The 23,714-nt window shown below is 66.2% G+C and carries 21 protein-coding genes; 9 read left to right on the top strand and 12 right to left on the bottom strand.

All coding sequences use genetic code 11. The features are described from left to right. Window positions 1-116 precede the first annotated feature (116 nt). The 10 genes from N415_RS25750 to N415_RS25705 all read right to left on the bottom strand — a co-directional run bounded on the left by N415_RS25750 (window position 117) and on the right by N415_RS25705 (window position 11,128). On the bottom strand, window positions 117-1,595 hold the full coding sequence (locus N415_RS25750) for a precorrin-2 C(20)-methyltransferase (RefSeq protein WP_068187813.1): 1,479 nt from the start codon (window positions 1,593-1,595) through the stop codon (window positions 117-119). Beyond that, complete coding sequence (locus N415_RS25745) at window positions 1,592-2,218, bottom strand: precorrin-8X methylmutase (protein ID WP_068187812.1); 627 nt, start codon at window positions 2,216-2,218, stop codon at window positions 1,592-1,594. Before N415_RS25745 ends, N415_RS25750 begins: the two co-directional genes overlap by 4 nt. A gap of 4 nt (window positions 2,219-2,222) precedes the next feature. Beyond that, entirely contained in the window at window positions 2,223-3,332 is a 1,110-nt protein-coding gene (cobG, locus tag N415_RS25740) for a precorrin-3B synthase (protein WP_068187810.1), read from the bottom strand. A gap of 194 nt (window positions 3,333-3,526) precedes the next feature. After that, window positions 3,527-3,769, bottom strand: a complete 243-nt coding sequence (locus N415_RS32960; protein ID WP_239645704.1) for an adenylate/guanylate cyclase domain-containing protein — start codon at window positions 3,767-3,769, stop codon at window positions 3,527-3,529. 349 nt (window positions 3,770-4,118) lie between these two features. Next, a complete protein-coding gene (locus N415_RS32955) occupies window positions 4,119-4,559 on the bottom strand; it encodes a hypothetical protein (protein ID WP_239645703.1) in 441 nt (146 codons plus the stop codon). A 377-nt stretch (window positions 4,560-4,936) separates the two neighbouring features. Beyond that, window positions 4,937-6,520, bottom strand: coding sequence for an AMP-binding protein (locus N415_RS25730; protein WP_068187808.1), 1,584 nt, complete (start codon window positions 6,518-6,520; stop codon window positions 4,937-4,939). Window positions 6,521-6,559: 39 nt separating this feature from the next. Further along, on the bottom strand, window positions 6,560-7,351 hold the full coding sequence (locus N415_RS25725) for an alpha/beta fold hydrolase (RefSeq protein ID WP_068187806.1): 792 nt from the start codon (window positions 7,349-7,351) through the stop codon (window positions 6,560-6,562). A 48-nt stretch (window positions 7,352-7,399) separates the two neighbouring features. Continuing rightward, window positions 7,400-8,230, bottom strand: coding sequence for a class I SAM-dependent methyltransferase (locus tag N415_RS31040; RefSeq protein ID WP_161630352.1), 831 nt, complete (start codon window positions 8,228-8,230; stop codon window positions 7,400-7,402). 227 nt (window positions 8,231-8,457) lie between these two features. After that, window positions 8,458-10,014 carry a GMC family oxidoreductase N-terminal domain-containing protein gene (locus N415_RS25710; RefSeq protein WP_068187853.1) on the bottom strand — a complete coding sequence of 519 codons (1,557 nt, stop codon included), beginning with the start codon at window positions 10,012-10,014 and terminating at the stop codon, window positions 8,458-8,460. A gap of 397 nt (window positions 10,015-10,411) precedes the next feature. Then, window positions 10,412-11,128, bottom strand: coding sequence for an SDR family oxidoreductase (locus N415_RS25705; protein WP_068187802.1), 717 nt, complete (start codon window positions 11,126-11,128; stop codon window positions 10,412-10,414). A 70-nt stretch (window positions 11,129-11,198) separates the two neighbouring features. On the opposite strand from N415_RS25705, the gene N415_RS25700 reads away from it, so the two are divergent. After that, on the top strand, window positions 11,199-12,095 hold the full coding sequence (locus tag N415_RS25700) for a LysR family transcriptional regulator (RefSeq protein WP_068187798.1): 897 nt from the start codon (window positions 11,199-11,201) through the stop codon (window positions 12,093-12,095). A gap of 321 nt (window positions 12,096-12,416) precedes the next feature. Here the strand turns inward: N415_RS25700 and N415_RS25695 are convergent, their stop codons facing one another. Then, window positions 12,417-13,334 carry an alpha/beta hydrolase gene (locus tag N415_RS25695; protein ID WP_255342547.1) on the bottom strand — a complete coding sequence of 306 codons (918 nt, stop codon included), beginning with the start codon at window positions 13,332-13,334 and terminating at the stop codon, window positions 12,417-12,419. Window positions 13,335-13,512: 178 nt separating this feature from the next. Between N415_RS25695 and N415_RS25690 the strand changes: the two genes are divergently transcribed. The 7 genes from N415_RS25690 to N415_RS25665 all read left to right on the top strand — a co-directional run bounded on the left by N415_RS25690 (window position 13,513) and on the right by N415_RS25665 (window position 22,375). Then, window positions 13,513-14,436 (top strand): alpha/beta hydrolase, encoded by a 924-nt coding sequence (locus N415_RS25690; RefSeq protein ID WP_068187797.1) that lies wholly within the window; start codon window positions 13,513-13,515, stop codon window positions 14,434-14,436. Window positions 14,437-14,900: 464 nt separating this feature from the next. Then, window positions 14,901-15,566: a CGNR zinc finger domain-containing protein gene (locus tag N415_RS31035; RefSeq protein WP_239645701.1), complete on the top strand. Its 666-nt coding sequence runs from the start codon at window positions 14,901-14,903 to the stop codon at window positions 15,564-15,566. A 150-nt stretch (window positions 15,567-15,716) separates the two neighbouring features. Further along, complete coding sequence (locus tag N415_RS25685; RefSeq protein WP_068187795.1) at window positions 15,717-16,322, top strand: TetR/AcrR family transcriptional regulator; 606 nt, start codon at window positions 15,717-15,719, stop codon at window positions 16,320-16,322. A gap of 440 nt (window positions 16,323-16,762) precedes the next feature. Continuing rightward, on the top strand, window positions 16,763-17,443 hold the full coding sequence (locus N415_RS25680) for an alpha/beta fold hydrolase (RefSeq protein ID WP_068187793.1): 681 nt from the start codon (window positions 16,763-16,765) through the stop codon (window positions 17,441-17,443). Then, window positions 17,436-21,011, top strand: coding sequence for a cobaltochelatase subunit CobN (gene cobN, locus N415_RS25675; protein ID WP_068187791.1), 3,576 nt, complete (start codon window positions 17,436-17,438; stop codon window positions 21,009-21,011). The genes N415_RS25680 and cobN overlap by 8 nt, the downstream gene beginning before the upstream one ends. A gap of 108 nt (window positions 21,012-21,119) precedes the next feature. Continuing rightward, on the top strand, window positions 21,120-21,515 hold the full coding sequence (locus tag N415_RS25670) for a PPOX class F420-dependent oxidoreductase (RefSeq protein WP_068131504.1): 396 nt from the start codon (window positions 21,120-21,122) through the stop codon (window positions 21,513-21,515). Window positions 21,516-21,520: 5 nt separating this feature from the next. Beyond that, a complete protein-coding gene (locus tag N415_RS25665) occupies window positions 21,521-22,375 on the top strand; it encodes a type 1 glutamine amidotransferase domain-containing protein (protein ID WP_068187790.1) in 855 nt (284 codons plus the stop codon). 11 nt (window positions 22,376-22,386) lie between these two features. On the opposite strand, the gene N415_RS25660 is transcribed toward N415_RS25665, so the two are convergent. Then, window positions 22,387-23,085, bottom strand: coding sequence for a dienelactone hydrolase family protein (locus N415_RS25660; protein ID WP_068187789.1), 699 nt, complete (start codon window positions 23,083-23,085; stop codon window positions 22,387-22,389). A 73-nt stretch (window positions 23,086-23,158) separates the two neighbouring features. On the opposite strand from N415_RS25660, the gene N415_RS25655 reads away from it, so the two are divergent. Continuing rightward, window positions 23,159-23,680: an FxsA family protein gene (locus N415_RS25655; RefSeq protein WP_068187788.1), complete on the top strand. Its 522-nt coding sequence runs from the start codon at window positions 23,159-23,161 to the stop codon at window positions 23,678-23,680. The last annotated feature ends 34 nt before the right edge of the window (window positions 23,681-23,714 follow it).

Here is a 23,714-nt window from a genome sequence, read left to right as displayed (position 1 = left end):
GCTTGCCGATTCTGGTCGGTGCTATCCGGTGAGGTCACCGCACTCCACATTGGCCAGCGCCCAGCGGTAGTCCGTCGCTGCCGCTGAGCTGATGGCCAGCCGGCCCGGATCCGGGTTCAGGCGGGGTAACGCCGAGGGGTGAACACCCGGTCGCCAAAATCGTCTGAATGCCACTGGGTTTGCGAAGAGCCGACGATCAGCAGGCAGCGCATGTCGACGTCGGCGGGATCGAGATCGGCCAGTCGCACCACGCGGACATCTTCGTCGGGCCCCGACACGTTGCGGCCGATGACCACCGGAGTGCCGGGTTCGCGGTGGGTCATCAGCACGTCGCGCATCGCGCCGACCTGCCAGGTGCGCGCCTTCGACGCCGGGTTGTAGATGGCCAGCACCAGATCGGCGGCCGCGGCCGCGGCCAGCCGGTCGGCAATCACCTCCCAGGGTTTGAGCCGGTCGGACAACGAGATCACCGCGTAGTCATGACCCAACGGAGCGCCGACCCGGCTGGCGACGGCCTGCGCCGCCGTCATCGCCGGAATGACCCGGATCCGCACTCCCGGCCACTGTTTGGCTTCCTCCAGCACCGCCGTCGCCATCGCGAACACGCCCGGGTCGCCCGACGACACCACGGCGACGGCGTGCCCCTGCTCGGCCAGCGCGCAGGCCAGCCGCGCCCGCGCCGGTTCGTCGGTGTTGTCGCTGGGATGGCGCCGCTGGCCGTCGCGGACCGGCACGCGGTCCAGATAGCCGGCATAGCCGATCAAATCGGTGGCAGCGGCCAATTCGCGGCGGCTCTGCGGCGTCATCCAGTCGAGGTCACCGGGTCCCAGGCCTACGACCGCGACGCTGCCTTCCCGCGACGGCTGCTGAGCGCGGCGGCCACCGGGCAGCATCGCCAACGAAAAGTAGGGCACGCCGGCCTCGTCGACCTCCGCCGCGGGCAGGATCCGCTGTCCCGACGTGCTGGCCCGCTCGACGTAGAACGCGTCGTCAAGCTGTCCGGACGCCGAAAGTGCTTCCCGCACAGCGTGATACGAACGACCCAGCTTGAGCACCACCGCGGCGTCGGCGTCGGCGAGGCGCCGGGTCAGCTCGGCCACCGGCAGGGTGCCGGGCAGCACCGACAGCACCTCGTCGCCGGCCACCAGCGGGGTCGCGATGGCCGCCGAGGCGGCGCTCACCGACGTCACACCCGGCACGATGACGGCGTCGAACCGCTGCGTCAGCCGGGTGTGCAAATGCATGTAGGAGCTGTAGAACAGCGGGTCGCCCTCGGCGAGCAACGCCACGTCGCGACCGGCGTCCAGGTGCGCGGCGATGCGCCGCGTCGAGTCCGCGTAGAAGTCTTCGATCGCACCGGCGTAGCCGCCGGGATGGTCGGTCGCCTCGGTGGTCACCGGGTAGACCAGGTGCTCCTCGATCTGCCCGGGCCGCAGATACGGCTCGGCGATTCCGCGGGCGATGCTGCGGCCGTGCCGGGCGCTGTGGTAGGCCACCACGTCCGCCTCGCCGATCACCCGGGCGGCCTTCACCGTCACCAACTCCGGATCGCCGGGCCCCAACCCGACTCCCCACAGGGTGCCGCGCGCGCTCATTCGATGTCGCTCGCGATCGCGTTGACGGCGGCCGCGGCCATCGCGCTGCCCCCGCGACGTCCCTGAACCACCAGATACGACATGCCCCGCGGCCGCTCGATGAGCTCCTGCTTGGACTGCGCGGAACCGACGAATCCGACCGGCCCGCCGAGCACCGCAGCCGGCGCGGAGGCGCCCTCGTCGATCAGCTCCAGCAGCCGGAACAGCGCGGTGGGGGCGTTACCGATCGCGAGCACCGCGCCGGCCAGGCGACCCGCCCACAGTTCGACGGCGGCCGCCGAACGGGTGGTCTGCCGGCGCGCGGCCAGCTCGGGGGCGCGCGGATCGGCCACCAGCGACACGACTTCGTTGCCCGCGGGCAGCCGCGCGGCAGTGATCCCCGCTGCCACCATCGACGAATCGCACAACACCGGCGCGCCGCCGCGCAGCGCTTCGTCCGCCCGCGCGACCACGTCGTCGGTATAGGCGACGTGATCGGCGACATCGATCTGGCCGCAGGTGTGAATCAACCGGACCACCACCCGCGCGACGTCGTCGGGGAACCGCGTCAGGTCGGCTTCGGCGCGGATGGCCGCGAACGACTGGCGATAGATCTCGGCCGCGTCGCGGATGTAGTCGAGCACCCGCTCACCTTAAGTGCTGGTCGCGCAGCAGCCGATAGCCCTGTCCGCTCGCGACCAGAACCTGCCCGACGGGCGGGCTGCCGCACGCGCGTTCGCACCCGACGAAGTGCCGGTGCACCGGGGAATCCGGCTCCAACGACATCGCCGCGTCGGCCCGCACGTCGGCCGCCGAGTGCTGGCAGCCGGGACTGCCGGTGCAGGCGCTGACGGTCAGCCAGGGGGAGTGTTCGTCGAAGACCAGGCCCAGCGGCGCCAGCACGCGCAGCGCGACGTCGGCCACCTCCTCTTTGAGATCGCACACCAGCACCGATCGCCACGGCGTGACCACCAGCGGGGCCTCGATGGCGGCCAGGTACTCCGCGACCCGGGCGGGCAGCACGCCCAGCGGCACCGCGGCGCCCAGCGCCACCCGGCCATCATCCTGGCCGATCCAGCCCACCTGAGGTTTGGTGACGGCCGGAAACGCCGCACCGAGTTCGGCGCCGGGCCATAGCCCCGCAACGTCAGCCAATTCGCCGACGCGCCAAGCCTTCCCGCGTAACTCAAGGAACCGCACCGCGAGCGCGACCAGTGACTGCGCCACTTCGGCGACGGCCAGCCGGACGCCGGTATCCCGCCCCGCCAACACAAGCGCGACGCCGTCGTCGAGGGCATGCACGCCGGCGTCAGCGCCCAGCCCGGACACGTCGCCGCGGCCGTCATCGACGCTGAACCAGAACCGGCCGCCCAGCTCGGCGAGCCCGGGCTCGGCGCAGATCGCCGCGTCCAGCTCGCTCACCCACCCACTGACGTCGGCGAGCCCGCCCACCCGGCCGGTCAGTGGCGACGCGACGATGTTGCGCGCCCGCTCATGCGTCGGCGACGGCAGCAAGCCGGCTTGCGCGAGCGCCTCGGCGACGGCCGCCACGTCGCTGACCGCGCGCAGCTGCACGTTGCCCCTTGCGGTCAGCTCGAGCGTTCCCGAACCGCGCCGACCCGCGAGGTCCGCCAGCGTCGCCAACTGCTCGGCGCTGATCCGGCCACCGGGCAAGCGCACCCGCACCAGCGCGCCGTCGGCCGCCTGATGCACCTGCAGCGCACCCGGGCAGGCGTCGGTTTCACGTGCGCGGACCATTCGCCTACGGTACGGCGCGGTAGGGGCCGATGTGATGCGGTTCGACGTACGTCACGAAGCAATCTCAGACAAGGGCAACACAGGGACGCGCCATTTTCACCGACGCATAACCCGACAAGCTGGTCGGCCTGCTCGTCGGTTGGTTCGCCGCTCAGGGAACCGACTGGGGAAGGGTGGCCAGCGTCGATGCGCGGTCAGCGGCCGTCGTGCACAGCAAGTACCTTCCACCAGCCGGGAATGCCTTTCAGTTTGTGACGCCCGTGGTCATTGAATTTGATGCCCGAGCCAAGCACCAGGGGCGGGATGGCCTCGGAAACCAAGATCTCTCCCGGTTCGGCGAGCGCCATGATCCGCGCCGCGATGTGCACCGCGATGCCATGCACATCGAGTCCCGCCATCGCCGCCTCACCGGTATGCAGGCCGGCGCGTATGGTCAATCGAACTTCTCGCAGCGCTTCTCGAAGTGCTCGGACACACGAGATCGCCCGTGCCGGCGCGTCGAATGTTGCGAAAACGCCGTCGCCCGTCAAGTTGATGACTGATGCCCTGGCAATTTTGACATGAGTCTCGATGATGCGGTTGTGTTCGCGCAGTACCGCGCTCCATGCTTCGTTGCCGGGTTCTGCTGCAACGTCGTCGAGTCGACGATGTCGGTGAACAGCACTGTTAGCAGTACGCTATCGCTGATGAGCACCGTCTTATTCGCGGTGACGAATGCTTCGATTTCTGCGAGCGCAGCGTCGGTATCGCCTGCGAACCATATATGGTCGTCCCCGTCCAGGACCGTCAGATGCGCATTGGCGATTCGCTCAGCGAGATACCGTCCATGATCGATCCGAACGTGGCGATCGCCTTTGCGATGCAGCACAAGCGTTTTGGTTGAATTCCTTCGAGTTCCGGTCGTATGTCGCTCCGCATGTAGAGTTCATAGATGCGGCTGAAGTAACCCGGCCCACCGGCAAGTCGCTCGCTTCGTGACCACCATCGACGCCTCGGCCCGTCGTCAATCCATGTTGGCGCTAACACATCTGCGAGGGCACCGGTCCCAAAAGCCGCGGCAGCAGCGCTGACGTACTTGCCAAGGGTGGACTCGGGCATACCGCACGGATAATCACCTGCCCGGCTGAAACGGGCGAAGGGGCTCCACAGGATCAACGAGCGGATTCTCCTCGGATGGTTTGCGGCCAACAGCATTGCAGGAAGGGCGGATTCGGCGGTCGCGAACACGGATGTGCTGTGACTTTCGGCCGCATCGAGGACCGCGATGAGACCGTCGGTCCAGGAGTGCAGCGGGCAGGTCTGTGGTCGGCATGGCATCGGAACTGCGGACCCCCAGAAGATCGGTGATGATCAACCGGCTGAACGAAGCCAACCGGCGAAGGTACGCAGCTACCGAAGGCTCGTCCCAGAGCAGGTCAATCGGATAGGCCGCCGTGGGGATGAAGAGCAGATCAGGCCCGCGGTCGCCGACAATCTGGTAGGCGACGTGCAGATCACCACTTCGGGCGTAGGCAGTCTCGGGCTTTCGTGTCATGTCTGCATGTCGCTTCCGGATGGGCATCACCAGCGGGTGGCGGGATGCGGGCTGATACGTGAGCGGGACGTCAGCGGTCCCTCAGATTCTTGCGGAGAATCTTTCCGGATGCCGATTTCGGGATGAGGGTGGTGAATTCGACCGCACGAATCTTTTTGTATGGCGCGACGCTGCTAGCCACGAACTCCATCACCTCGGCGGCGGTCAACAAAGCGGAGGGTTGGGTGACGACAAAGGCTTTGGGGATCTCCTCGCCGGACTCGGGTTCGATGGCGGGAACCACCGCGGCATCCGCTATCTCGGGGTGGGTCAGCAACAGTGCCTCGAGTTCAGCGGGTGCCACCTGGTAGCCCTTGTATTTGATGAGTTCCTTGAGGCGGTCGACGATATAGACACACCCGGCGGCGTCGACGCAAGCTAGGTCCCCTGTATGCAGAAATCCGTCGTCGTCGATGGTGTTGGCAGTCGCCCCATCGTTGCCGAGGTAGCCGAGCATCACATTCGGGCCTTTGAACCACAGCTCGCCGGTTGCGCTGACGCCCTGGTCGGGGATCACGATCTCGACACCGGTCTGCGGCGCAACGAGCTTGCTGACCGCGTTCGGGAGAGTCCACCCGCAGGAGTGCAACGGCGCGACAACGCCTATCGAGTCTCGGCCTCCGTCGACCGGCATGCTGTGGCCGACGCCGCTCAGTTCCGTCATTCCGAAGCCCTGCCACACCGCTACACCGAGTCGCGCGCCTACCGCGCGCGCGAGTTCCGCGTCGAGCGGCGCGGCACCACACATGATGACTTCCAGCGAAGACAGGTCGTAGGAATCCACCATTGGGTGTTTAGCCAGCGCGACGGCCACCGGTGGCACGATGAATGCCTTGGTGCACCGGTGATCCTGAATGGCGCCCAAGAACGCGGCCAGGTCGAACGAAGGCATAACGACCAGCTTGGCGCGCGGCACCAGTGAAGCCGTCAGCAGCACCGACAAGCCATAGATATGAAAGAACGGCAGCACGGCCAGAACGACGTCGTCGGGACCGACGATGTTGAGGGGTTGAACCTGGGCGGCATTGGCTACCAGGTTGCGGTGCGTCAGCATCACCCCCTTTGGCAGACCGGTAGTGCCGGAGCTGTAGGGGAGGACCGCCAAGTGGTCGGCCGGATCGAAGCTCCTGGTGCCGGCGCAGTGAGCTGCCGGTTGGGATCTGATGTCTGCGTCTCCGAGTATCAGCACATCGCTCCGTGCGAGTCCTATTTGCTCGGCTGCGGTTTCGGCCTTCTCGCGGTGCTCGGCGACGGTCAGCATCATCCGAGCATGTGAATCGCGCAGCTGCCGGGCAACTTCATCCACCGTCGACAAAACGTTGAACGTGGTTGCGGTCGCGCCTGCTCGCAGGATGCCGTGAAACGCGACCGCGAACGCTGTGCTGTTGGGCGAAAGTAAGCCAACGACGTCACCGACGCCAACTCCGCGGGCGACGAGATTCGCGGCGAATGCTTGGATTTGATCGACCAGCTCCCCGTAGTGTGCCGTGGCACCGGTCGTCGCCTCGACGAGCGCGACGCGCGCCCGGTCGGCGTCGGTGATGCCATCGAATAAGTAGTCGAAGACGGGGACGTTGGGAATACGGACATCTGGGAAGGGGCTGGCGAAGCTCACTGTACTCCAATCTGGTTGCGGTTACTTGAGTTCGGTTTCTTAGAGCCCTATACGTGTCAGCCAGGCTTCAATAATTCCGGCGACCGCCCTCCACTGAGGCTCGAGCATCATTTCGTGTCCCACGCCGGGAATGAGGACGGGTTTGGTTCCGTAGGCCGCGGCGGTACGACGCACGTGTTTGGGCCGATAGAATTGGTCGTGCTCTCCGCCGACGACCAACATCGGCGAGCGGACATTCTTGGTTTTGACAAGACTGCCAACCACCGTGTCGAACATCATTGCCCGTGTGCTGTCGGGTTGGATGCGCCGCGTAAAGCTGTCGATAAGGCTATCTGGCGCGCCCTCCCCGAAAAACAATTCCCGCGCGCCAGCGGAAGTCCCTACTAGGTCCAGCGGGTTGGCCGTCAGGGCGAACTTCGTTGAGCGCCAGGGGTGGCGACGTATCATTCGCATTACGGAACCCAGCTGTCCGCCCCGCGGTGGGGTTGAAGCCATCAGTACGGCAGCTGCTGCGTCGTGCTTTTCGAGATACTTCTGCACGACAAAGCCGCCGATGGAGTGTCCGACGAGGATGGGTGGCTCTGGGAGCGCGCCGACGACCTGGCGAACATCGTTGACGTAGTCGGCGATCGAGCACCAGCGCAGCGACTTGCTCGACGGGCTCTGGCCGTGCCCGCGCAGGCTGGGCGCCAACACGCGAAACCCCCGGTCGACAAAGAAGGCAACGAAATTGTCCTGCCAGCACCAGCCGGCATGCCAAGCTCCGTGTACGAATACGACTGAGTGCGGGCGCTTTTGACTACGCCTTCCGGTGTCAAGCAATTCCAGCATCTTCTTCCTGATCTCTTCGCGTCGTGCGGTCGCTATGGAAGAGAGTCGTCACACTCGAACCCAGGCACACATCTGGGGAACGAACTCGAGCTGACAATCTGACGAGTCCGCCTGGTACCGCAAGCGATCCAGCAATGTGTCGATCGCGAGTTGCTCAGCGGTCATCACGCCCGCCGCCACCATGTGCGGAAGCACTTCGCGCGCCAGGCCCACAATCCACGGCAGCAGCTGTGAGTCCACCGCGCTCTCGACGAGTGTCTCCGTGAACATCGATGGCGCAGGTAGCCCCGCCTCGCGGAAGACGCGTACCAACCGTCCGCCGACGTCAAACGGCGCGCCCCCCCGTGTGAGCGTGTGGTGCACCGCGTCGTAAACCTCATGCAGTGCGGGGAGCCGTGGATTGGATCGAACGCCGCGCGATGCGTCCATCTCGTGAAGCGCTATGACACCGCCGGTCCGGATGAGCCTACGAGCCATTCGCAGGAAATCACTGGGTTCCTTTTGATGAATCAAAACGTACCGACATACAGCAGCGTCGAAGCCCGCTGGGCTGTTATAAGATTGGATGTCGGATTGGATGAACTCAGCATTGGTGTGGCGCCGAGCGCGGAACCGCTCCCGTGCGGTATCGATTGCATCTTCACTGCGATCGATACCGATCACATATCCGGTTGGGCCCACCAGATCAGCGGTCAGCTGCGAGACATCGCCTGGCCCACAACCGATGTCAAGCACGCGCATACCTGGCTCGATACCTGCGCGCATCAGCAGACGTTCGGTGATGGGTCGCAACATCTCGGCTTGCGTTATCAGACGGTCGATTTCGGGACGGGAGTGTCCTAGTATGTAGTCCCGCTCTGGTGCCGGCTCACTGGTCATCGAGGGTTCCTTTCTGGGCATGCGGGGCTCCACTGCCTCCGCGCTCGTACGGCTGTTCAACACGCCGTTGATCGAAGATCGATCGTCATTTCACAAACATTCGCACTTACGTCCGCAAGTGAAGCGTCACTGGACTCACAAAGTGTGGACCCATCCATAGCGAGAAATCGTTGCCTCGCAAAGCTTTCAAGCTAGTACCGATACGGCGTTGGTTGGAGTGATTGTTGTTAGATTTCGTGTTGGTTGCGGATGAAGTGAGCTGCTTGTTCGCCGATGATGACGCAGGGCGCCATGGTGTTGGCGGTGGTAATGCGCGGCATGATGGACGCGTCGGCGATGCGCAGGTTGCTTACGCCGTAGACTTTGAGTTGGCCGTCGACTACCGACATGGCGTCGCGACCCATTTTGGCTGTGCCTGATGGGTGCCAGTAGGTGATGACGGCGTCGCGCAGATAGGTTTCCAGTTCGTCCGCTGAGCTGTTGCCGGGCATGGCTTCTCGGGTGACGAAGGGGCGTAGTTTGGCGCTGTTGCCGATTTCGCGCAGCGTTTCCACGCAGGCGATGGCGATTTTGAGGTCCTCGGGGTCAGCTAGGGCGTTGGCGTGGATCTGGATCGGGTCGGTTGGGCGGGGTCCCGTGAGCCGCAGCTGACCGCGGCTCCTGGGGTGCGTTGGTGCTCCGAACAGTGTCCATGCATTCTCGGGCAGGCCGTGTTTGGCGGCGTTTTCGGGAGTGGCTTTGGGGAATGGGCCCAGGCAGGCGAACAAATCGGGTCCGTTTATGTCTGCGGTTAGTCCGGAGTCCCAGAACAGGGCGGCTTGCACTTGAGTGTCACCGGGGATGGCTTCGGGGAGCTCCCATACGCAGTCGAATCCGAAGTGGTCTTGGAAGTTTCGGCCGACCCCGGGTAGGTGCTGGACGATGGGGATGCCGATGCGACGCAGTTCGGTCGTGTCGCCGATACCGGACTGCATCAACACCTTCGGTGTGTGAATGGCGCCCAGCGACAGCACGACTTCGGCGCCAGCAGCCACCCGATGTGTCGACCCGGCGTAGTCGATTTCCACACCGGTCGCCCGAGTGCCCTCAAACATCACGCGTTTCACCAAGGCACCGGTCAGCACCGTCAGGTTGGGCTTGTCTAGGTAGGGTCCAACATAGCTGCGGAAGATCGAGACACGCTGTCCGCCGCGGATACCCATGTCAGTGATCGCGGCGCCACGGAACTCTTCCATCAGTCGCCCGTTGGGACTCTGGTAGGTCGGAATTCCGAGCAGCTTGGCGGCCTCTAAAACCGCCGGGGCCAACGGGTGCACATCGGCAACCGGTTGAATGAAGACAAGACCGTCACGGCCACGGTGAGATGATTCCCCGGTCCCGTGCCAGTCTTCAATACTCCGGTACAGATCGAGCACCCGCTCGTAGCCCCATGACCTCTCCCCGGATTCTGCGGCAAAATAATCCCAGTCGCTGCGGTGTCCACGCGCCCAAATCATCAAGTTGATGCTCGACCCCCCGCCCAGCCCCTTGCCCATCGAAAACGGCAGCACCCGCCCATGGAGCCGGTCGTCAGGCTCGGCAGCGAATCCCCAATCACGTTCACTGCCCAGGTTGAGCGGCCACTGGTCGGCCTGCCTCACACTGTCAACCTCATCGGTACCGCCGGCCTCCAGCAGCAACACCGACACATGCGGAATCTCGGCGAGTCGACGCGCAACCACCGACCCCGACGTCCCGGCACCACACACGACAAAGTCGTACCGCTGCTCCAACACGCCTGCCACCACAACCTCCTCAATTGAAATAACGATCGCTATACATTAACGCGCCGGCCACGAAAAGGGTTCAACTGGAACCAAACTCACAGAAACACGACAGGACAACCAGTGGTCGTGGCCGAAGCCGCGCTGATGCATTCCGGGAAGCACCCGCCGCTATGCTCCACATTGTTGGTGTCGACGCCGAATTTCCATGGCAGGCAAGATGTGGACACGCGGCCGCGCACCGGGCTGTCTGCGCCTGCTGCGGCGACGACATCGTCCCGGGGCTGTTTTCGGGCCTGGCGCGAGCTCAATCCCGTTGTAACAAGCGGTCAACGACGCGCTACAAAACCTGCTTGGTCTCGCAGCCGGCCCGTTTGGTTCGTCGCTTTCACATTTGCGGGTGGTTGGACGACGACGACTAGACGAGGACGCTGCCGCCGTCGACCTTGAGGATCGCTCCGGTGGAGTACGTCTGCTCGATGCAGTACAGGTAGGCCCGTGCCACCTCGTCAGCCTCGGCGATCCTGCTCAGCGGGATCCGTTCTGCCGCAGCGGCGAACAGCGCGTCGCGGTCCTCCTCGCCCATGGTGTCCCACAGCGGTGAGCGAACCACGCCCGGGGCCACAGCATTCACCCGCACCGGCGCCAGCTCGACCGCCAGAGCGGCGGTTAGCGCATTCATCGCGCCGCACAGACTTACCGGCAAAGCGCCGAATTCCGGCTGCTCGGCGGCCGATCCGCTGGTCAACGTAATCGAGCCGTCCGCGGGCAGGAGCGGACCGATCACCCGAACCGCGTTGCACGCGCCGATGAAGCGAGTTTGGTAGAAGCCGGCGATAACGTCAGGTGTCAGTGCGGCCAGTGACACCATCTCTAGCGGCTCGCCCGCCGTGTAGACCAGATGGTTGACCGGGCCCGCCAGTTCGGCAAGCCGCTCAATGGACGCTGGGTCGCCGAGGTCAACCGTGGCGCCGACCGCGCCAGCGGGCAGCGCGCCCAGCGCGCGGTCGACGCTCGACATCCGGCGCGAGGCGACGACGGGCGTGGCGCCGCGCTCGGCGACCGCCGCAGCCACGGCCAGGCCGATGCCGGACGTTCCCCCGATGATCAGGACACGTTGGTTGCAGAGACTCATACATACAGGGTCGGGGCCGGGGCTTCGCTCGTCCAACACCCATTTGGTCCGGCAGCGATACCCTTTAGGTATGGCCACATTGGATTTGGACATGCGCAAGCTCCGCTACTTCGTCGCCGTGGCGGAGGAACTCAACTTCGGCCGCGCCGCGGCACGCCTGCACATTGCCCAACCCGTGCTGTCCCGTCAAATTCGCGCGCTCGAGCACGAGCTGGGAACCACGCTGCTCAATCGGGGCACCCGCGGGACTACGCTGACCCCCGCTGGGTTGCGCCTCCTCGACGACGGCCGCTTCTTGCTCGCGGAAGTGCAGGCGCTGCGGCAGCGGCTGGCGCAAGCCGAAGCCCCTGCCGTCGTGGTCACGGTCGGCGTACTACCCGGGCTGTTGGCTACCGCCGCCGCGAGGGCGTTCGAGGCGGGCGATCCGCTCCGGCGCACGGTAATCGTGCCCGTGAACTGGAACGAGCAGGCCGAGGTGATCCGCCGCGGCGACGTGCAGGTGGTCTACGCCCGCTCGCCATTCGACCTGTCTGGCCTGGCGACAGCGCCGCTCCTTGAAGAGCCGCGCGACGTAGTGCTGCCCGCCAGTGACCCGCTGGCTGAGCGGCGGTCGGTATCGCTGCACGACCTGGCGCCGCGGCGGTTGCTGCAGAATCCGGCGTCGGTGCCGGAGTGGTATGCCATCGCCAGCCCGGAATTGCGCCGCGCGGCAGTGCAGTCGTCGGTCACCGGAGTCGCGCAGAAGCTCGAATTAGTTGCCACCGGTGCCGGTTTCGCAGTGCTGCCCCGGTCGACGGCCATGTCCTACGTGCGGCCTGACCTTCGGGTGGTGCCAGCCGACGGCCTCGCTCCTAGCCGGGTGGTGCTGGCGTGGGACGCCACAGTCACGGATGCGGCGCGCGACGATTTCATCACAGCCGCGCTCGCCTGTGCCAGACAGACGATCGATCCGACCTCGCAAGCGTAAGGGATCGTGGGTGAATAAGACCGCAGACAGGCTTATTTCGCCCGGCAAGCGACGCAAATGACCGGAGGTGGCGCGCGGGCTGGGATTGCCGAGCGTGGAGTCGGGCCGTGCAACCGGCATCGGCGAAGTTCACCGGGCTTGCCGGCGCACTGGCCGTATGGGTTGCGCACAGCCCCTGAAGGAGTCGCCCTCGGCCAGGAGCCAGTGATAACAATGACGGGCCGGTCGACCCGGAGGTCATCAACGTATTCGCCATCGGAATGACAAGAGCTCGGGATCGCAGCGCCTCTGAACGACATTGGGCTGTTTGAGGCGACTTCCCTAGCCGAGGTGCGTGGCGAACCAGTCCCGCGCGGCCCCGGCCGCCAGCGCGAACCCGTCGCCGGTGTATGCCGCGAAGTGGCCCCCCGGCACGAAGACAATCTTTTTCGGTTCGGCCGCGGTCTGATATGCGGCCGCCGCCAGTTTCCCGCCCGTCAAGCCGTCCTCGCGCGCGACGATCATGAGCAGCGGGGTTGGTGCGATGTCGGGCAGATACCGCGCCGGTTCGTACCCGTAGAAGTTGTCAAGGCTACGCAACGAGACCTCGTTGGGCCATTGCGGATCCAGCGTCGCGCGCGCCTCGGTGAAAAACGCGTAGGCGTCCGAGGTGGGCAGGCCCACCAGCGTGTTCGGATCCGTCCCGATGACTGCCACCATTTGCGGCGGACCGCCGCGAGCGCGAGCACGCCGGTCCACGGTGAACCGCTCCGGGCCCACCACCTGATTGTTCACTCGGACCAGGTTGGCATAGGTAGTCCGGCCGCTGATGAACGGCGCCTGGCCGCAAACGGCTTGCACTCGCCGGTCGATCGCGGCGACAACGAACGCGTGTGCCGCCGAGAAGCTCGTTCCCCAGACGCCGATACGGTCGGGATCGACCTCGGAGAGGTTCTGCGCAAAAGTGATCGCATGCTGGTAATCGCGGATCTGCTCCCAGGCGTCGACTTCGTGACGTGGCTTGCCGGGCGCCGTCCCCGAATCGCCCCAGCCCCGATGGTCGAAGACCAGCACGCCCAGCCCGGCCGCCGCGAACACCTCGGCGAACTTGTCGAGGTGCATCTTCTTTGTTGATGTCCATCCGTGCGCCATGACCACACAAGGATTTGCTGTGCCCGCTCGGCGGTCTCGCCGCCCGGGGTACCACCACGCGTGGAGAGTGGCTCCTTCGGCATCGATCGTGACGTCCTCACGCAGCACTTCTACACCACCCCTCGAAATGGCTTGCAGCCAAAGCGTTTCACGATGTGTCGGATGCCGTCCAATACCGAATCTGGCAATCGACCATACCTCGCGGGTATGGCCGACAAGCTGGCCATCGGATAGCGATCGTTATATAGTGATCGTGATTCTATGATCCGCGACGAAAGGCAGTGGGATGGCAAGCGAGCAGGCGGTCGATTTCGCAGAGTTCTTGGCGGAGATCGGGAGGAGATCTTCGAACGCCAACTTTGAGCTTGAAACGATCCGCGATGTCACCGAAAACATCCATGCGGCAACGAAGGAACCCGAAGGGGTGACTTATGCCGAGGCGGACGCCGGAGGGGTTGAGGCCTTGTGGTGCATCCCCGTGGACGCTGACTCCGAATCGGTGCTGCTGCACTCGCATATGGGTGGCAGCGTGCTGATGTCGATGCATTCCGACCGCAAGGCAGCGGGGCACCTCGCGAAGGCGGCCGGCGCGCGCTCGCTGGTACTGAATTACCGGCGTTCTCCGGAATACAAGTACCCAGCGCAAGTCGACGACGTGCAAAGCGCCTACCGCTGGCTGCTCGACCAAGGCTACCGCCCCGACAAGATAGCCAGCGTCGGCCATTCGATCGGCGGCTATCTAGCAGTCGAACTTGCCCTGCGTCTGCGAGATCGCGGCGAGGCACTGCCCGGCGCCGTTTTGGCCATCTCACCGTGGACTGACGTCACGCTGTCTGGGGATTCCATCAAAATTAACTCGGAGCGGGACAAGCTGCTCACGCGGGGATTGCTCGAGCTGTTCCGGTCGTGCTGGCTGGACGGAACCGACGTCAATTTCACCGACCCGCGGGTACACCTGCTGGGAGCCGACCTGTCCGGATTGCCTCCCACCGCGGTGTATTACGGTGAGTACGAACTCCTCGCCTCGGACGCCGTCGCTTTCGCCCAAAAGGCAAGGGAGGCGGGGAACGATGTCATTGTCCGCCGGATCGAGCAGGGCCAGCATTCTTTCATCATGGGAGCCGGTCGCGTTGACGAGGTGGACCGGGCAATCGCCGAAATGGGCCGCTGGCTGCGCTTGACGCTAGGCCTTGAAACGGCGGTGGCCTAGCAGCATGCCTGCGCTCGGCTGAGCAGCCACGGCCGCCGGGTGTGCGGCCGCATCCAGGTGCCGATCAACCGAAGAAGTGATGGCACGGAAGTGGCGACAACGCATCCCGAGGCGAGGCGGGAATGGTGAGTAGTGCCCCTAGTTTCCGTCAGGCATCGGAGGTACCCGTAGAAACGTTGCGGTCATCCACGATTCGTGGCCTCGCGCCGCGGCTGGAACGGCATCGATATGGAGCGTTCGTCAGCGATGAGGAGTGACCGCAATGTCCTTGAATTATGTTGATCTGCAGAATCTTCGGCGCATCTCGTAGATATCGATCAGATGCCCGAACGATGATCAGGAGAGCCTCATGGATATAGAGTTGGAGCCGTACGTTCACAACGTCATCGCGGAGGCCGGCGGCAGCGATGACTTCCCCAGCGCGATCGACGTAAGTCAGTGGCCATCGAACCTTGGCAGCGAATATGAGCGGGGTTACCCCAGCGGCGTTGCGGCCGGCAACGATGCCTTCACAACGGTTTGAGCCCCAGGGCGGATTCGGGGTCGCGCCCGGCGGCCTGCTGTTGGTTCAGGAATTCCTCAACACCGCCGCCGTCCCTGGGTACTGCACCGATCTGTTGACCGACGTCGACCTGGCAGCAGAATGGTGCGCCGATGCGGTGTCCAAGTGGGTGAAGCCGCGAGATGCCGACGCTCAGCCGCCGTCACTGAATGCAGCGGATCTGGCGCAACTGCGAGACTTGCGCGACGCGATCGCGAAACTGGTCAACAAAAGTTCACCGGATAGGCGACAGGTGCGGTGTGTCAGCTCTGTTGACGGAGCGTTCGCGTTGTCCGATTCGGGTGTGCTGCGCATCGACCCAACCGGAAGCGGCTGGCGTTGGCTGGCATCTGCCCTCTTCAGCGAGATCTACCTCAGTCAGCGAGACGATCGGTGGAAACGGATTAAGCAATGCCGAGAACCCCTCTGCCGGAGGACGTTCTACGACCGCTCGAAGAACAACAGCGGGAGGTGGTGCAACGTGAAGACGTGTGGGAACGCGGCAAACCTGCGAGCATCTCGGGCGCGGCGCCGCGAACGTCAGCGCGCGGCGCCACAAAGACCACCGGACGAAATGACTTGGGCGTGACGAAGCGCGAATAACAAGAAATTAGGCGCCGGCGTCGCGGAGGGCCGAATTGTGGGATATGACATCGACCTGGAAAACCTTCGGTGAGCGCGTGATGACCCCGCCACCAGGACCGTAATATATCGATAGTTATGTTATGGTGTTCTGGTCATGAGATACCCCGCAGACCAGAAGGTCAAGGCCCGCGCCGAGCTGCTGCGGGCTGGCACCCGGACGATGAAGGTCGCTGGCTTCAACGGGATCGGGGTGGACGGGCTCGCCGCCGCGGCGGACGTGACGTCAGGAGCGTTCTATTCGAACTTCGCCAATAAGGAGGCGATGCTCGAAGCGATCATCGAGGCCGCCGTCGGTGAGCCATTCGTTTCCGACACGGAGTCCGGCAGCAAGACCGAGCGCCGGTCGAAGCTGAAGAGCTTTCTTACCGAGTACCTCAGTGCCTACCACGTGGAGAACCCGGGCGACGGATGTGTGATGCCAACGTTAAGCGCCGACGTGGCGCGGGCGGCGGGGTCCACTCGGGAGGTATACGAACGCAAGATCAGCGCGTTGGCGAGGCGGGTGGCCGACGTGCTCGATGGCACCGATCGGGAGCGCCGGGCGTGGAGCGTCGTCGCGCTGATGGTGGGGGCGGTGTCGATCTCGCGCGCGATGGCCGACCCCGCAGCGCAGGCAGAGGTGCTCAACGCTGCGAGCGAGACCGCGGACAGGATCATCTCACCTGGCAAGCGCCGCGCGCGAGCGGGGGCGACCGGCTGATCGCCGGGTAATGCAGTAATTCGATCACAGCGAGCGCGCCTTGCGCCCGAACACGACACCGCGATTTCCATGGCGCCGTGAGCGCCCTTAGCGCGGCGATGCCGTGACCAGTCCCAAATTCGCTGCCGCAGAAAGCATCCGGCGGTCATAAGCGGCCACCGCGCGCAACGTGTCACCCGCTCGCTGCGCGGCCGCCGAATCGCGTCGAGGCCGAGCAGACCCGGCGGTCGCAGCATGCCGGCATCGTCCAACAACTGGCGCGTCAGCACCACAGTGTCCAGGCTGTGCAGAGGATCTCGAGCCTGGGTGATCGCTTGAGCACCGTTCACGGCAACGGCGCCTCGCGCCGAACGCGCATTCACTGCCGGTTTGCGGCATTTTTCGCGCTCGGTACACCCTCGGCGCGCATGGATTCTCCGTAACGTGGGCACACCCCTGCGATGGAGACCGTGGAGTACGCCCCGGGACGTTCGGCCGATGTCTTCGGCGACCCGACGCAACCGACTGTTCTGCTATGGCACGGCATGCAGACGGACGCGCGCGCCGCTGTCCGGCCGCTAGCCGGCATGCTCGCCGGCCACGGCGCCGCAGTGGTGGCGCCTGACTGGAATTCCCACGCCGAGGACGGCGGCCGCGCGGACCTGTTGGGCTCGCTCGACTTCACCCGCAGCCGTGCCGCCGATCCCGACGGCATCGTGCTCGTCGGGTGGTCGATGGGTGGTGTCGCGGCGGCGGCGGTGACCGTCAGCGGCGAGGTCCCATTGGCGCATACCGTCTGCCTGGCGGGCGCTTTCATGGTCCCCGACCCGATTTTCGGCCGGCGCCCGACCGAAGAACTCTCGACGGCCCGCGCGGGCACGCCGTTCACGTTGCTGCACGGTTTGGCCGACGACGTCGTTCCGGTGACCGCCAGCAGGGAGTTCGCCGCCAGCCTGCGAGCAGTCGGATGGCCGGTGGACCTGGTGGAGCTGGTTGCCGACCACGGAACGATCGCCGGCGCCGACTACGACGCCGACGCGGATCGCTACGAGCCGGGCAAGAGCGAAGCGGCGCGAGGGGTCGCCGAGGAGGTCGCCGCCAGGATCGCGGCGACGTTCCCGGTACGAATGAGGGGTGGCTGAGCCGACCATCCTGCTGCTCTCGACGTCCGACACGGACCTGATCAGCGCGCGCGCCAGCGGGAAAAACTATCGATGGGCCAACCCGTCCCGCCTGGATGAAGCGGAGCTGCCCGACCTGCTCTCCGGCGCCGCGATCACGGTGGTCCGCATCCTCGGCGGCTACCGCGCCTGGCAGAGCGGCATCGATGCGGTGATCGCCAGCGGTGTGCCGACGGTGTTGGTCAGCGGCGAGCAGGCCGCCGACGCCGAGCTGACTGGCCTGTCCACGTTGGCGGCCGGCATCGCGGTGCAGGCGCACATCTATTTGGCCCACGGCGGCGTGGAGAACCTGCGCCAGTTACATGCCTTCCTCTCCGACACGGTGCTGATGACCGGCTTCGGGTTCACCCCGCCGGTGGTGACGCCGACGTGGGGAGAGCTGCCGCGCCCGGACGCCGCCAACGGCGACGGCCCCACCATCGCGGTGCTCTACTATCGCGCGCAGCAGCTGGCCGGTAACACCGCCTACATCGAATCGCTGTGCCGGGCCATCGAAGAGGCCGGCGGCCGGGCGCTGCCCGTCTACTGCGCCTCGCTGCGCACCGCCGAACCCGAACTGCTGCAACGGCTGGGCGACGCCGACGCAATGGTGGTCACCGTGCTGGCGGCTGGGGGGCTGAGGCCCGCCGAGGCGGCGGCTGGTGGTTCCGATGACAGCTGGAACGTCGAACACCTTGCCGCGCTGGACATCCCGATCCTGCAGGGCTTGTGCCTGACCAGTCCGCGCGACCAATGGCGCGACAATGACGACGGCCTGAGCCCGCTCGACGTCGCCAGCCAGGTTGCGGTGCCCGAGTTCGACGGGCGCATCATCACCGTCCCCTTCTCGTTCAAGGAGATCGACGACGACGGGCTGATCTCGTACGTCGCCGATCCGGAACGATGCGCGCGCGTCGCGGGCCTGGCCATCCGGCACGCGCGGCTGCGGCACGTCCCGGTGGCCGATAAGCGGGTGGCCCTGGTGTTTTCGGCGTACCCGACCAAGCATGCCCGCATCGGCAACGCGGTCGGGCTCGACACCCCGGCCAGCGCGGTCGCGCTGCTGCGCGCGATGCGCGAACGCGGGTATCAGGTGGGCGAGCTGCCCGGGGTCGAGGCCAACGACGGCGACGCCCTGATCCACGCGCTGATCGAACGCGGGGGACAGGACCCCGACTGGCTCACCGAAGGGCAGCTCGCCGGCAACCCGATTCGGGTGTCCGCCAAGGACTATGGCGCGTGGTTCGCGACGCTGCCCGCCGAGCTCGCAGACGCCGTGGTCGAGCACTGGGGCCCACCGCCCGGCGACCTCTTCGTCGACCGCACAGCAGACCCCGACGGCGAGATCGTCATCGCCGCCATCCAAGCGGACAACCTCGTCCTGATGGTCCAGCCGCCCCGCGGCTTTGGCGAAAACCCGGTCGCCATCTACCACGACCCGGACCTGCCGCCCAGCCACCACTACCTGGCCGCGTACCGCTGGCTGGACACCGGATTTCACGCCGACGCGATAGTCCACCTGGGCAAGCACGGCAACCTGGAGTGGCTGCCGGGCAAGACCCTCGGCATGTCGGCGGCCTGCGGATCCGACGCCGCGCTGGGCAACCTGCCGCTGATCTACCCGTTCCTCGTCAACGACCCCGGCGAGGGCACCCAGGCCAAACGGCGGGCGCACGCCGTGCTCGTCGACCACCTCATCCCGCCGATGGCGCGCGCCGAAACCTACGGCGACATAGCGCGTTTGGAGCAGCTGCTCGACGAGCACGCCAACGTCGCGGCCCTGGATCCCGGCAAGCTGCCCGCCATCCGCCAGCAGATCTGGACGCTGATCCGGGCCGCCAAGATGGATCATGATCTGGGATTGACCGAGCGACCGGAAGAGGACTCGTTCGATGAAATGATCCTGCACATCGACGGCTGGCTGTGCGAGATCAAAGATGTCCAGATCCGCGACGGGCTGCACGTGCTGGGCCAAAAGCCGACGGGGGAGCCCGAACTCGACCTGGTGCTGGCCATCCTGCGGGCGCGCCAGCTGTTCGGCGGCGAGCATGCCATTCCCGGCTTGCGGCAGGCGCTCGGCCTGGCCGAGGACGGCACGGACGAGCGCGTCACGGTCGACCGAACCGAGGCCGCCGCGCGGGAATTGGTCGCGGCGCTGCAGGCCAGCGGCTGGGATCCAGCCGCCGCCGAGCGCCTGACCGACGACGCCGACGTCGCGGCGGTGCTACGGTTCGCGGCCACCGAGGTGGTGCCCCGGCTGGCCGGCACGTCATCCGAAATCGACCAGGTGCTCAGGGCGTTGGACGGCAGGTTCATTCCCTCCGGCCCGTCGGGGTCGCCGCTGCGCGGCCTCGTCAACGTGCTGCCGACCGGACGCAACTTTTACTCGGTCGACCCGAAAGCGGTGCCTTCCCGGCTGGCGTGGGAAGCTGGCGTGGCGCTGGCGGATTCGCTGCTGGCCCGGTACCGGACCGACCACGGGCAATGGCCCCAATCCGTCGGCCTGTCGGTGTGGGGCACGTCGGCGATGCGCACCGCCGGCGACGACATCGCCGAAGTCCTTGCGCTGCTTGGCGTTCGACCGGTGTGGGACGACGCGTCGCGGCGCGTCGTGGGCCTGACCCCGATTCCGCTAACCGAGCTGGGCCGACCCCGCATCGACGTGACCGTGCGGATCTCGGGGTTCTTCCGGGACGCCTTCCCGCACGTCGTCACCATGCTCGACGACGCGGTGCAATTGGTCGCCGAGCTCGACGAGCCCGCCGCGGACAACTACGTGCGCGCCCACGCCCAGGCCGACCTCGCACAGCACGGTGACCAACGCCGCTCCACCACAAGGATTTTCGGCTCCAAGCCGGGAACCTACGGCGCCGGGCTGCTCCAGCTGATCGACAGCCGCAACTGGCGCGACGACGCCGACCTCGCGCAGGTGTACACCGCGTGGGGCGGGTTCGCCTACGGGCGCGGCCTCGATGGTCGCCCCGCAACCGACGACATGAACCGCCAGTACCGGCGCATCGCGGTGGCCGCCAAGAACACCGATACCCGCGAGCACGACATCGCCGACTCCGACGACTACTTCCAGTACCACGGCGGCATGGTCGCCACGGTGCGCGCGCTGACCGGGCAGGCGCCCGCCGCCTACATCGGCGACAACACCCGGCCCGACGCGATCCGCACCCGGACCCTGTCGGAGGAGACCACCCGGGTCTTCCGCGCCCGCGTGGTCAATCCGCGCTGGATGGCGGCGATGCGCCGGCACGGTTATAAGGGCGCGTTCGAGATGGCGGCGACGGTGGACTACTTGTTCGGCTACGACGCCACCGCGGGCGTCATGGCCGACTGGATGTACGAGCAACTGACCGAGCGCTACGTGCTGGACCCCGAGAACCGCAAGTTCATGGCCGAATCCAACCCGTGGGCGCTGCACGGCATGGCCGAGCGGCTGCTCGAGGCCGCAGGCCGCGGCATGTGGGCGCAGCCACAGCCGGAAACCCTCGACGGGCTGCGCCAGGCGCTGCTGGAAACCGAGGGCGACCTGGAGGGCTGATCCTCCAGCGGTGTTCGCCGGGCCCTGCCCGGCCACCAGACGCAGAATCGCACAAAAAGCGCTGTTCGCGTGCGACTCTGCGTCTGCTCGCGCGGTAAGTTGACACCCGTGACGCCCACTTTCGCCGATCTCGCCAAGGCGCAATACCTCCTGCTGACCACCTTCACCAAGGACGGTCGACCGAAGCCGGTGCCGATCTGGGCGGCTTTGGACGAGCAGCGCGGCGACCGGCTGCTGGTCATCACCCAGGAAAAGTCGTGGAAGGTCAAGCGGATCCGCAACACCCCGCGGGTCACGCTGGCCACCTGCACCATGCAGGGCCGGCCGACCAGCGAGGCGGTCGAGGGCACTGCGGCGATCCTCGACAAGTCGCAGACCGCCGCGGTCTACGACGCCATCGGCAAGCGGTACGGCATCGTCGGCAAGGTCTTCAACTTCTTCAGCAAGCTGCGCGGCGGCATGGACAACAACGTCGGCCTCGAGCTGAAAGTGGCGCCGAGCTAAGGCAAATGGGGACCGTCCTCATCCCGATCCCGGACCGCGACTTCGACCCCACCGAGGTCGCCGTCAGCTGGCGGGTCCTCACCGACAACGGCCACCGGGTGGTGTTCGCCACCGAAAGCGGCGCGCCCGGCGTCGCCGACGACATTATGGTCACCGGCCGCGGGTTGGACATCTGGTCCGCGCTGCCGGTACTGGGCAGCCTCCCGGTCGTCGGGCTGATGCTGCGGGCCAACAAGGACGGCCGCGAGGCGTACCGGGACATGCTGCGCTCGGCGGAATTCCAGCGTCCGGTCACCTGGTCACAAGCGGGCCTCGACGGCATCGACGCGCTGCTGCTGCCCGGCGGCCATCGCGCCCGGGGAATGCGTAGTTACATCGACAGCGACATCTTGCAGCGGCTCGTCGTGAACGCGTTCGCGCGAGGGCTGATCGTCGCCGCGATCTGTCACGGCGTCCTGCTCGCCGCCCGCAGCATCGATCCCGCCACGGGGCGCTCGGTGCTCTACGGACGCAAGACCACCGCGCTGACGTGGGCGATGGAAGGCCTGGCCTGGCGGCTCACTCGGCTGACTCGATTGTCGGATCGCGACTACTACCGGACCTACACCGAGGAGCCCGGTCAGCCCGTCGGGTACATGTCCGTGCAGTCGGAAGTCACTCGCGCGCTTGAGGATCCGTCGGACTTCCAAGACGTCGGCAGCGGAACGCCGCACCGGTGGCTGAAGTCATCGGGCGTGGTGCGTGACACCGCCACCGATCCGCGGGCCGCGTTCGTCGTCGACGACGGCCGCTACGTGTCGGCGCGCTGGCCCGGGGACACGCACACGTTCGCGACTATGCTGTCGCAGAAGCTGAAGTGACCCAACGTGTTTCAGCCCGCCTTCAGGTGCTCGCCGAAGAAGGCGAAGACGCGGCTCCACGCGTCGTCGGTGGCAGCCTGGTCGTAGCCGAAACCCGCGATGCGAAGCAGCGGCTGGGCGGGCAGCGTGTTCGCAAAGCTGTGCCCGACGCCGGGATAGTCTTTGATATCGGTGGTTATCTGCTTCGCGGCGGTCACCTCGCGGAACTTGTCCGCGGCGCCCCGGCCCAGCGGGTCACGGCTGCCGAAACTCGCCACGATCGGGCAGGCCCCGTCGAGGGTCTTGTCGAGGTCGCGGCGTAGGGGAGTGCCGTAGAACGGTGCGGAGGCGCCAAAACCCTTGGGCGACATGACGATCGCGAATTGCCCGCCCATGCAGAAGCCCGCGATGCCGACGGGCCCGGAACACTCGGGCATCGCCTTGAGATGATCGCGGGCCGCCAGGATGTCGTCGACGGCCCGACCCCGCTTCGTCTGCAGGTCCCGCATGACCCTGGTGATGCAGCGGACGCGGCCGCCCCGTGAGTACAGGTTCGGCGTCAGGGCCAGGTAGCCGGCCTGGGCGATGCGCTCGTTGGTCGCCTGCTTGTCCCGGCCGTAGCCGAAGGCGTCGTGGATCACCACCACCCCTGGCCACGGGCCGTCGCCCGGGGGAAGGTTCAACAGCGCATCAATCGATCCGTCCGGGGTGTCGATCTGAATCGTTGCCATAGCGTCATCTAACTGCAGCCGTGTCGGGCGCCACCAGGGGAACTCCCCGGTGGGCCGTGGACGTTGGCCTCACATGATGTCGCGGCTGTTTCTGATCTACGCCGTCGTCGAGCTCGCGGCGGTCATCGCGCTGGTCTCGTCGGTCGGGTGGGGCTGGACGCTGCTGGCGCTGCTGGGCACGTTCATGCTCGGGTGGGTCGTGCTGGCCCCGATGGCGGGATCACAGCTCATCCGCCAAATCGGGCAATTGCGGCGCGGGCTGACCGAGCCGCGCACCGCGGCGAGCGACGGGGCGCTGGTCACGCTGGCCATCGCCTTGGTCCTGGTCCCCGGCCTGGTCACCACCGCCGTCGGCCTGCTGTTGCTGGTGCCGCCGATACGGAAGGTCGCCGGGCCGGGACTGACCGCGCTGGGCATGCGTCGCCTGCGGCGGACGGTGCCGCTGATCACCGACGCGACGCTTTTCGGAACCGACGCCCGCGATACCCAACGCGACTACATCGACGGCGAGGTCGTTGACGTGCGGGACTTCCGCGCGCCGGCCCTGCCCAGCGAGACGCGCGGTGGATATCCCGGAAACCCCGCGTGGGATTAATTTGCCCGGCTCCTCAGCCCGCCGCTGCGCGGCG

It is taken from the genome of Mycobacterium sp. UM_CSW (assembly GCF_000455205.1).
GTDB lineage: Bacteria > Actinomycetota > Actinomycetes > Mycobacteriales > Mycobacteriaceae > Mycobacterium.
Note: the sequence above shows the minus strand (reverse complement) of the source record. Positions and strands in the feature narration are given on the sequence as shown.

Bases quoted from the DNA above. Each gene is read 5' to 3' on its own strand.
- N415_RS25665 (WP_068187790.1), top strand. From the start codon at position 21,521: ATGGGGACCGTCCTCATCCCGATCCCGGACCGCGACTTCGACCCCACC.
- N415_RS25725 (WP_068187806.1), bottom strand. From the start codon at position 7,351: ATGCTGGAATTGCTTGACACCGGAAGGCGTAGTCAAAAGCGCCCGCAC.
- N415_RS25660 (WP_068187789.1), bottom strand. From the start codon at position 23,085: ATGGCAACGATTCAGATCGACACCCCGGACGGATCGATTGATGCGCTG.
- N415_RS25685 (WP_068187795.1), top strand. From the start codon at position 15,717: ATGAGATACCCCGCAGACCAGAAGGTCAAGGCCCGCGCCGAGCTGCTG.
- N415_RS25700 (WP_068187798.1), top strand. From the start codon at position 11,199: ATGGCCACATTGGATTTGGACATGCGCAAGCTCCGCTACTTCGTCGCC.
- N415_RS25705 (WP_068187802.1), bottom strand. From the start codon at position 11,128: ATGAGTCTCTGCAACCAACGTGTCCTGATCATCGGGGGAACGTCCGGC.
- cobG (WP_068187810.1), bottom strand. From the start codon at position 3,332: ATGGTCCGCGCACGTGAAACCGACGCCTGCCCGGGTGCGCTGCAGGTG.
- N415_RS25680 (WP_068187793.1), top strand. From the start codon at position 16,763: ATGGAGACCGTGGAGTACGCCCCGGGACGTTCGGCCGATGTCTTCGGC.
- N415_RS25750 (WP_068187813.1), bottom strand. From the start codon at position 1,595: ATGAGCGCGCGCGGCACCCTGTGGGGAGTCGGGTTGGGGCCCGGCGAT.
- N415_RS25655 (WP_068187788.1), top strand. From the start codon at position 23,159: ATGATGTCGCGGCTGTTTCTGATCTACGCCGTCGTCGAGCTCGCGGCG.
- N415_RS25690 (WP_068187797.1), top strand. From the start codon at position 13,513: ATGGCAAGCGAGCAGGCGGTCGATTTCGCAGAGTTCTTGGCGGAGATC.
- N415_RS31035 (WP_239645701.1), top strand. From the start codon at position 14,901: ATGAGCGGGGTTACCCCAGCGGCGTTGCGGCCGGCAACGATGCCTTCA.
- N415_RS31040 (WP_161630352.1), bottom strand. From the start codon at position 8,230: ATGACCAGTGAGCCGGCACCAGAGCGGGACTACATACTAGGACACTCC.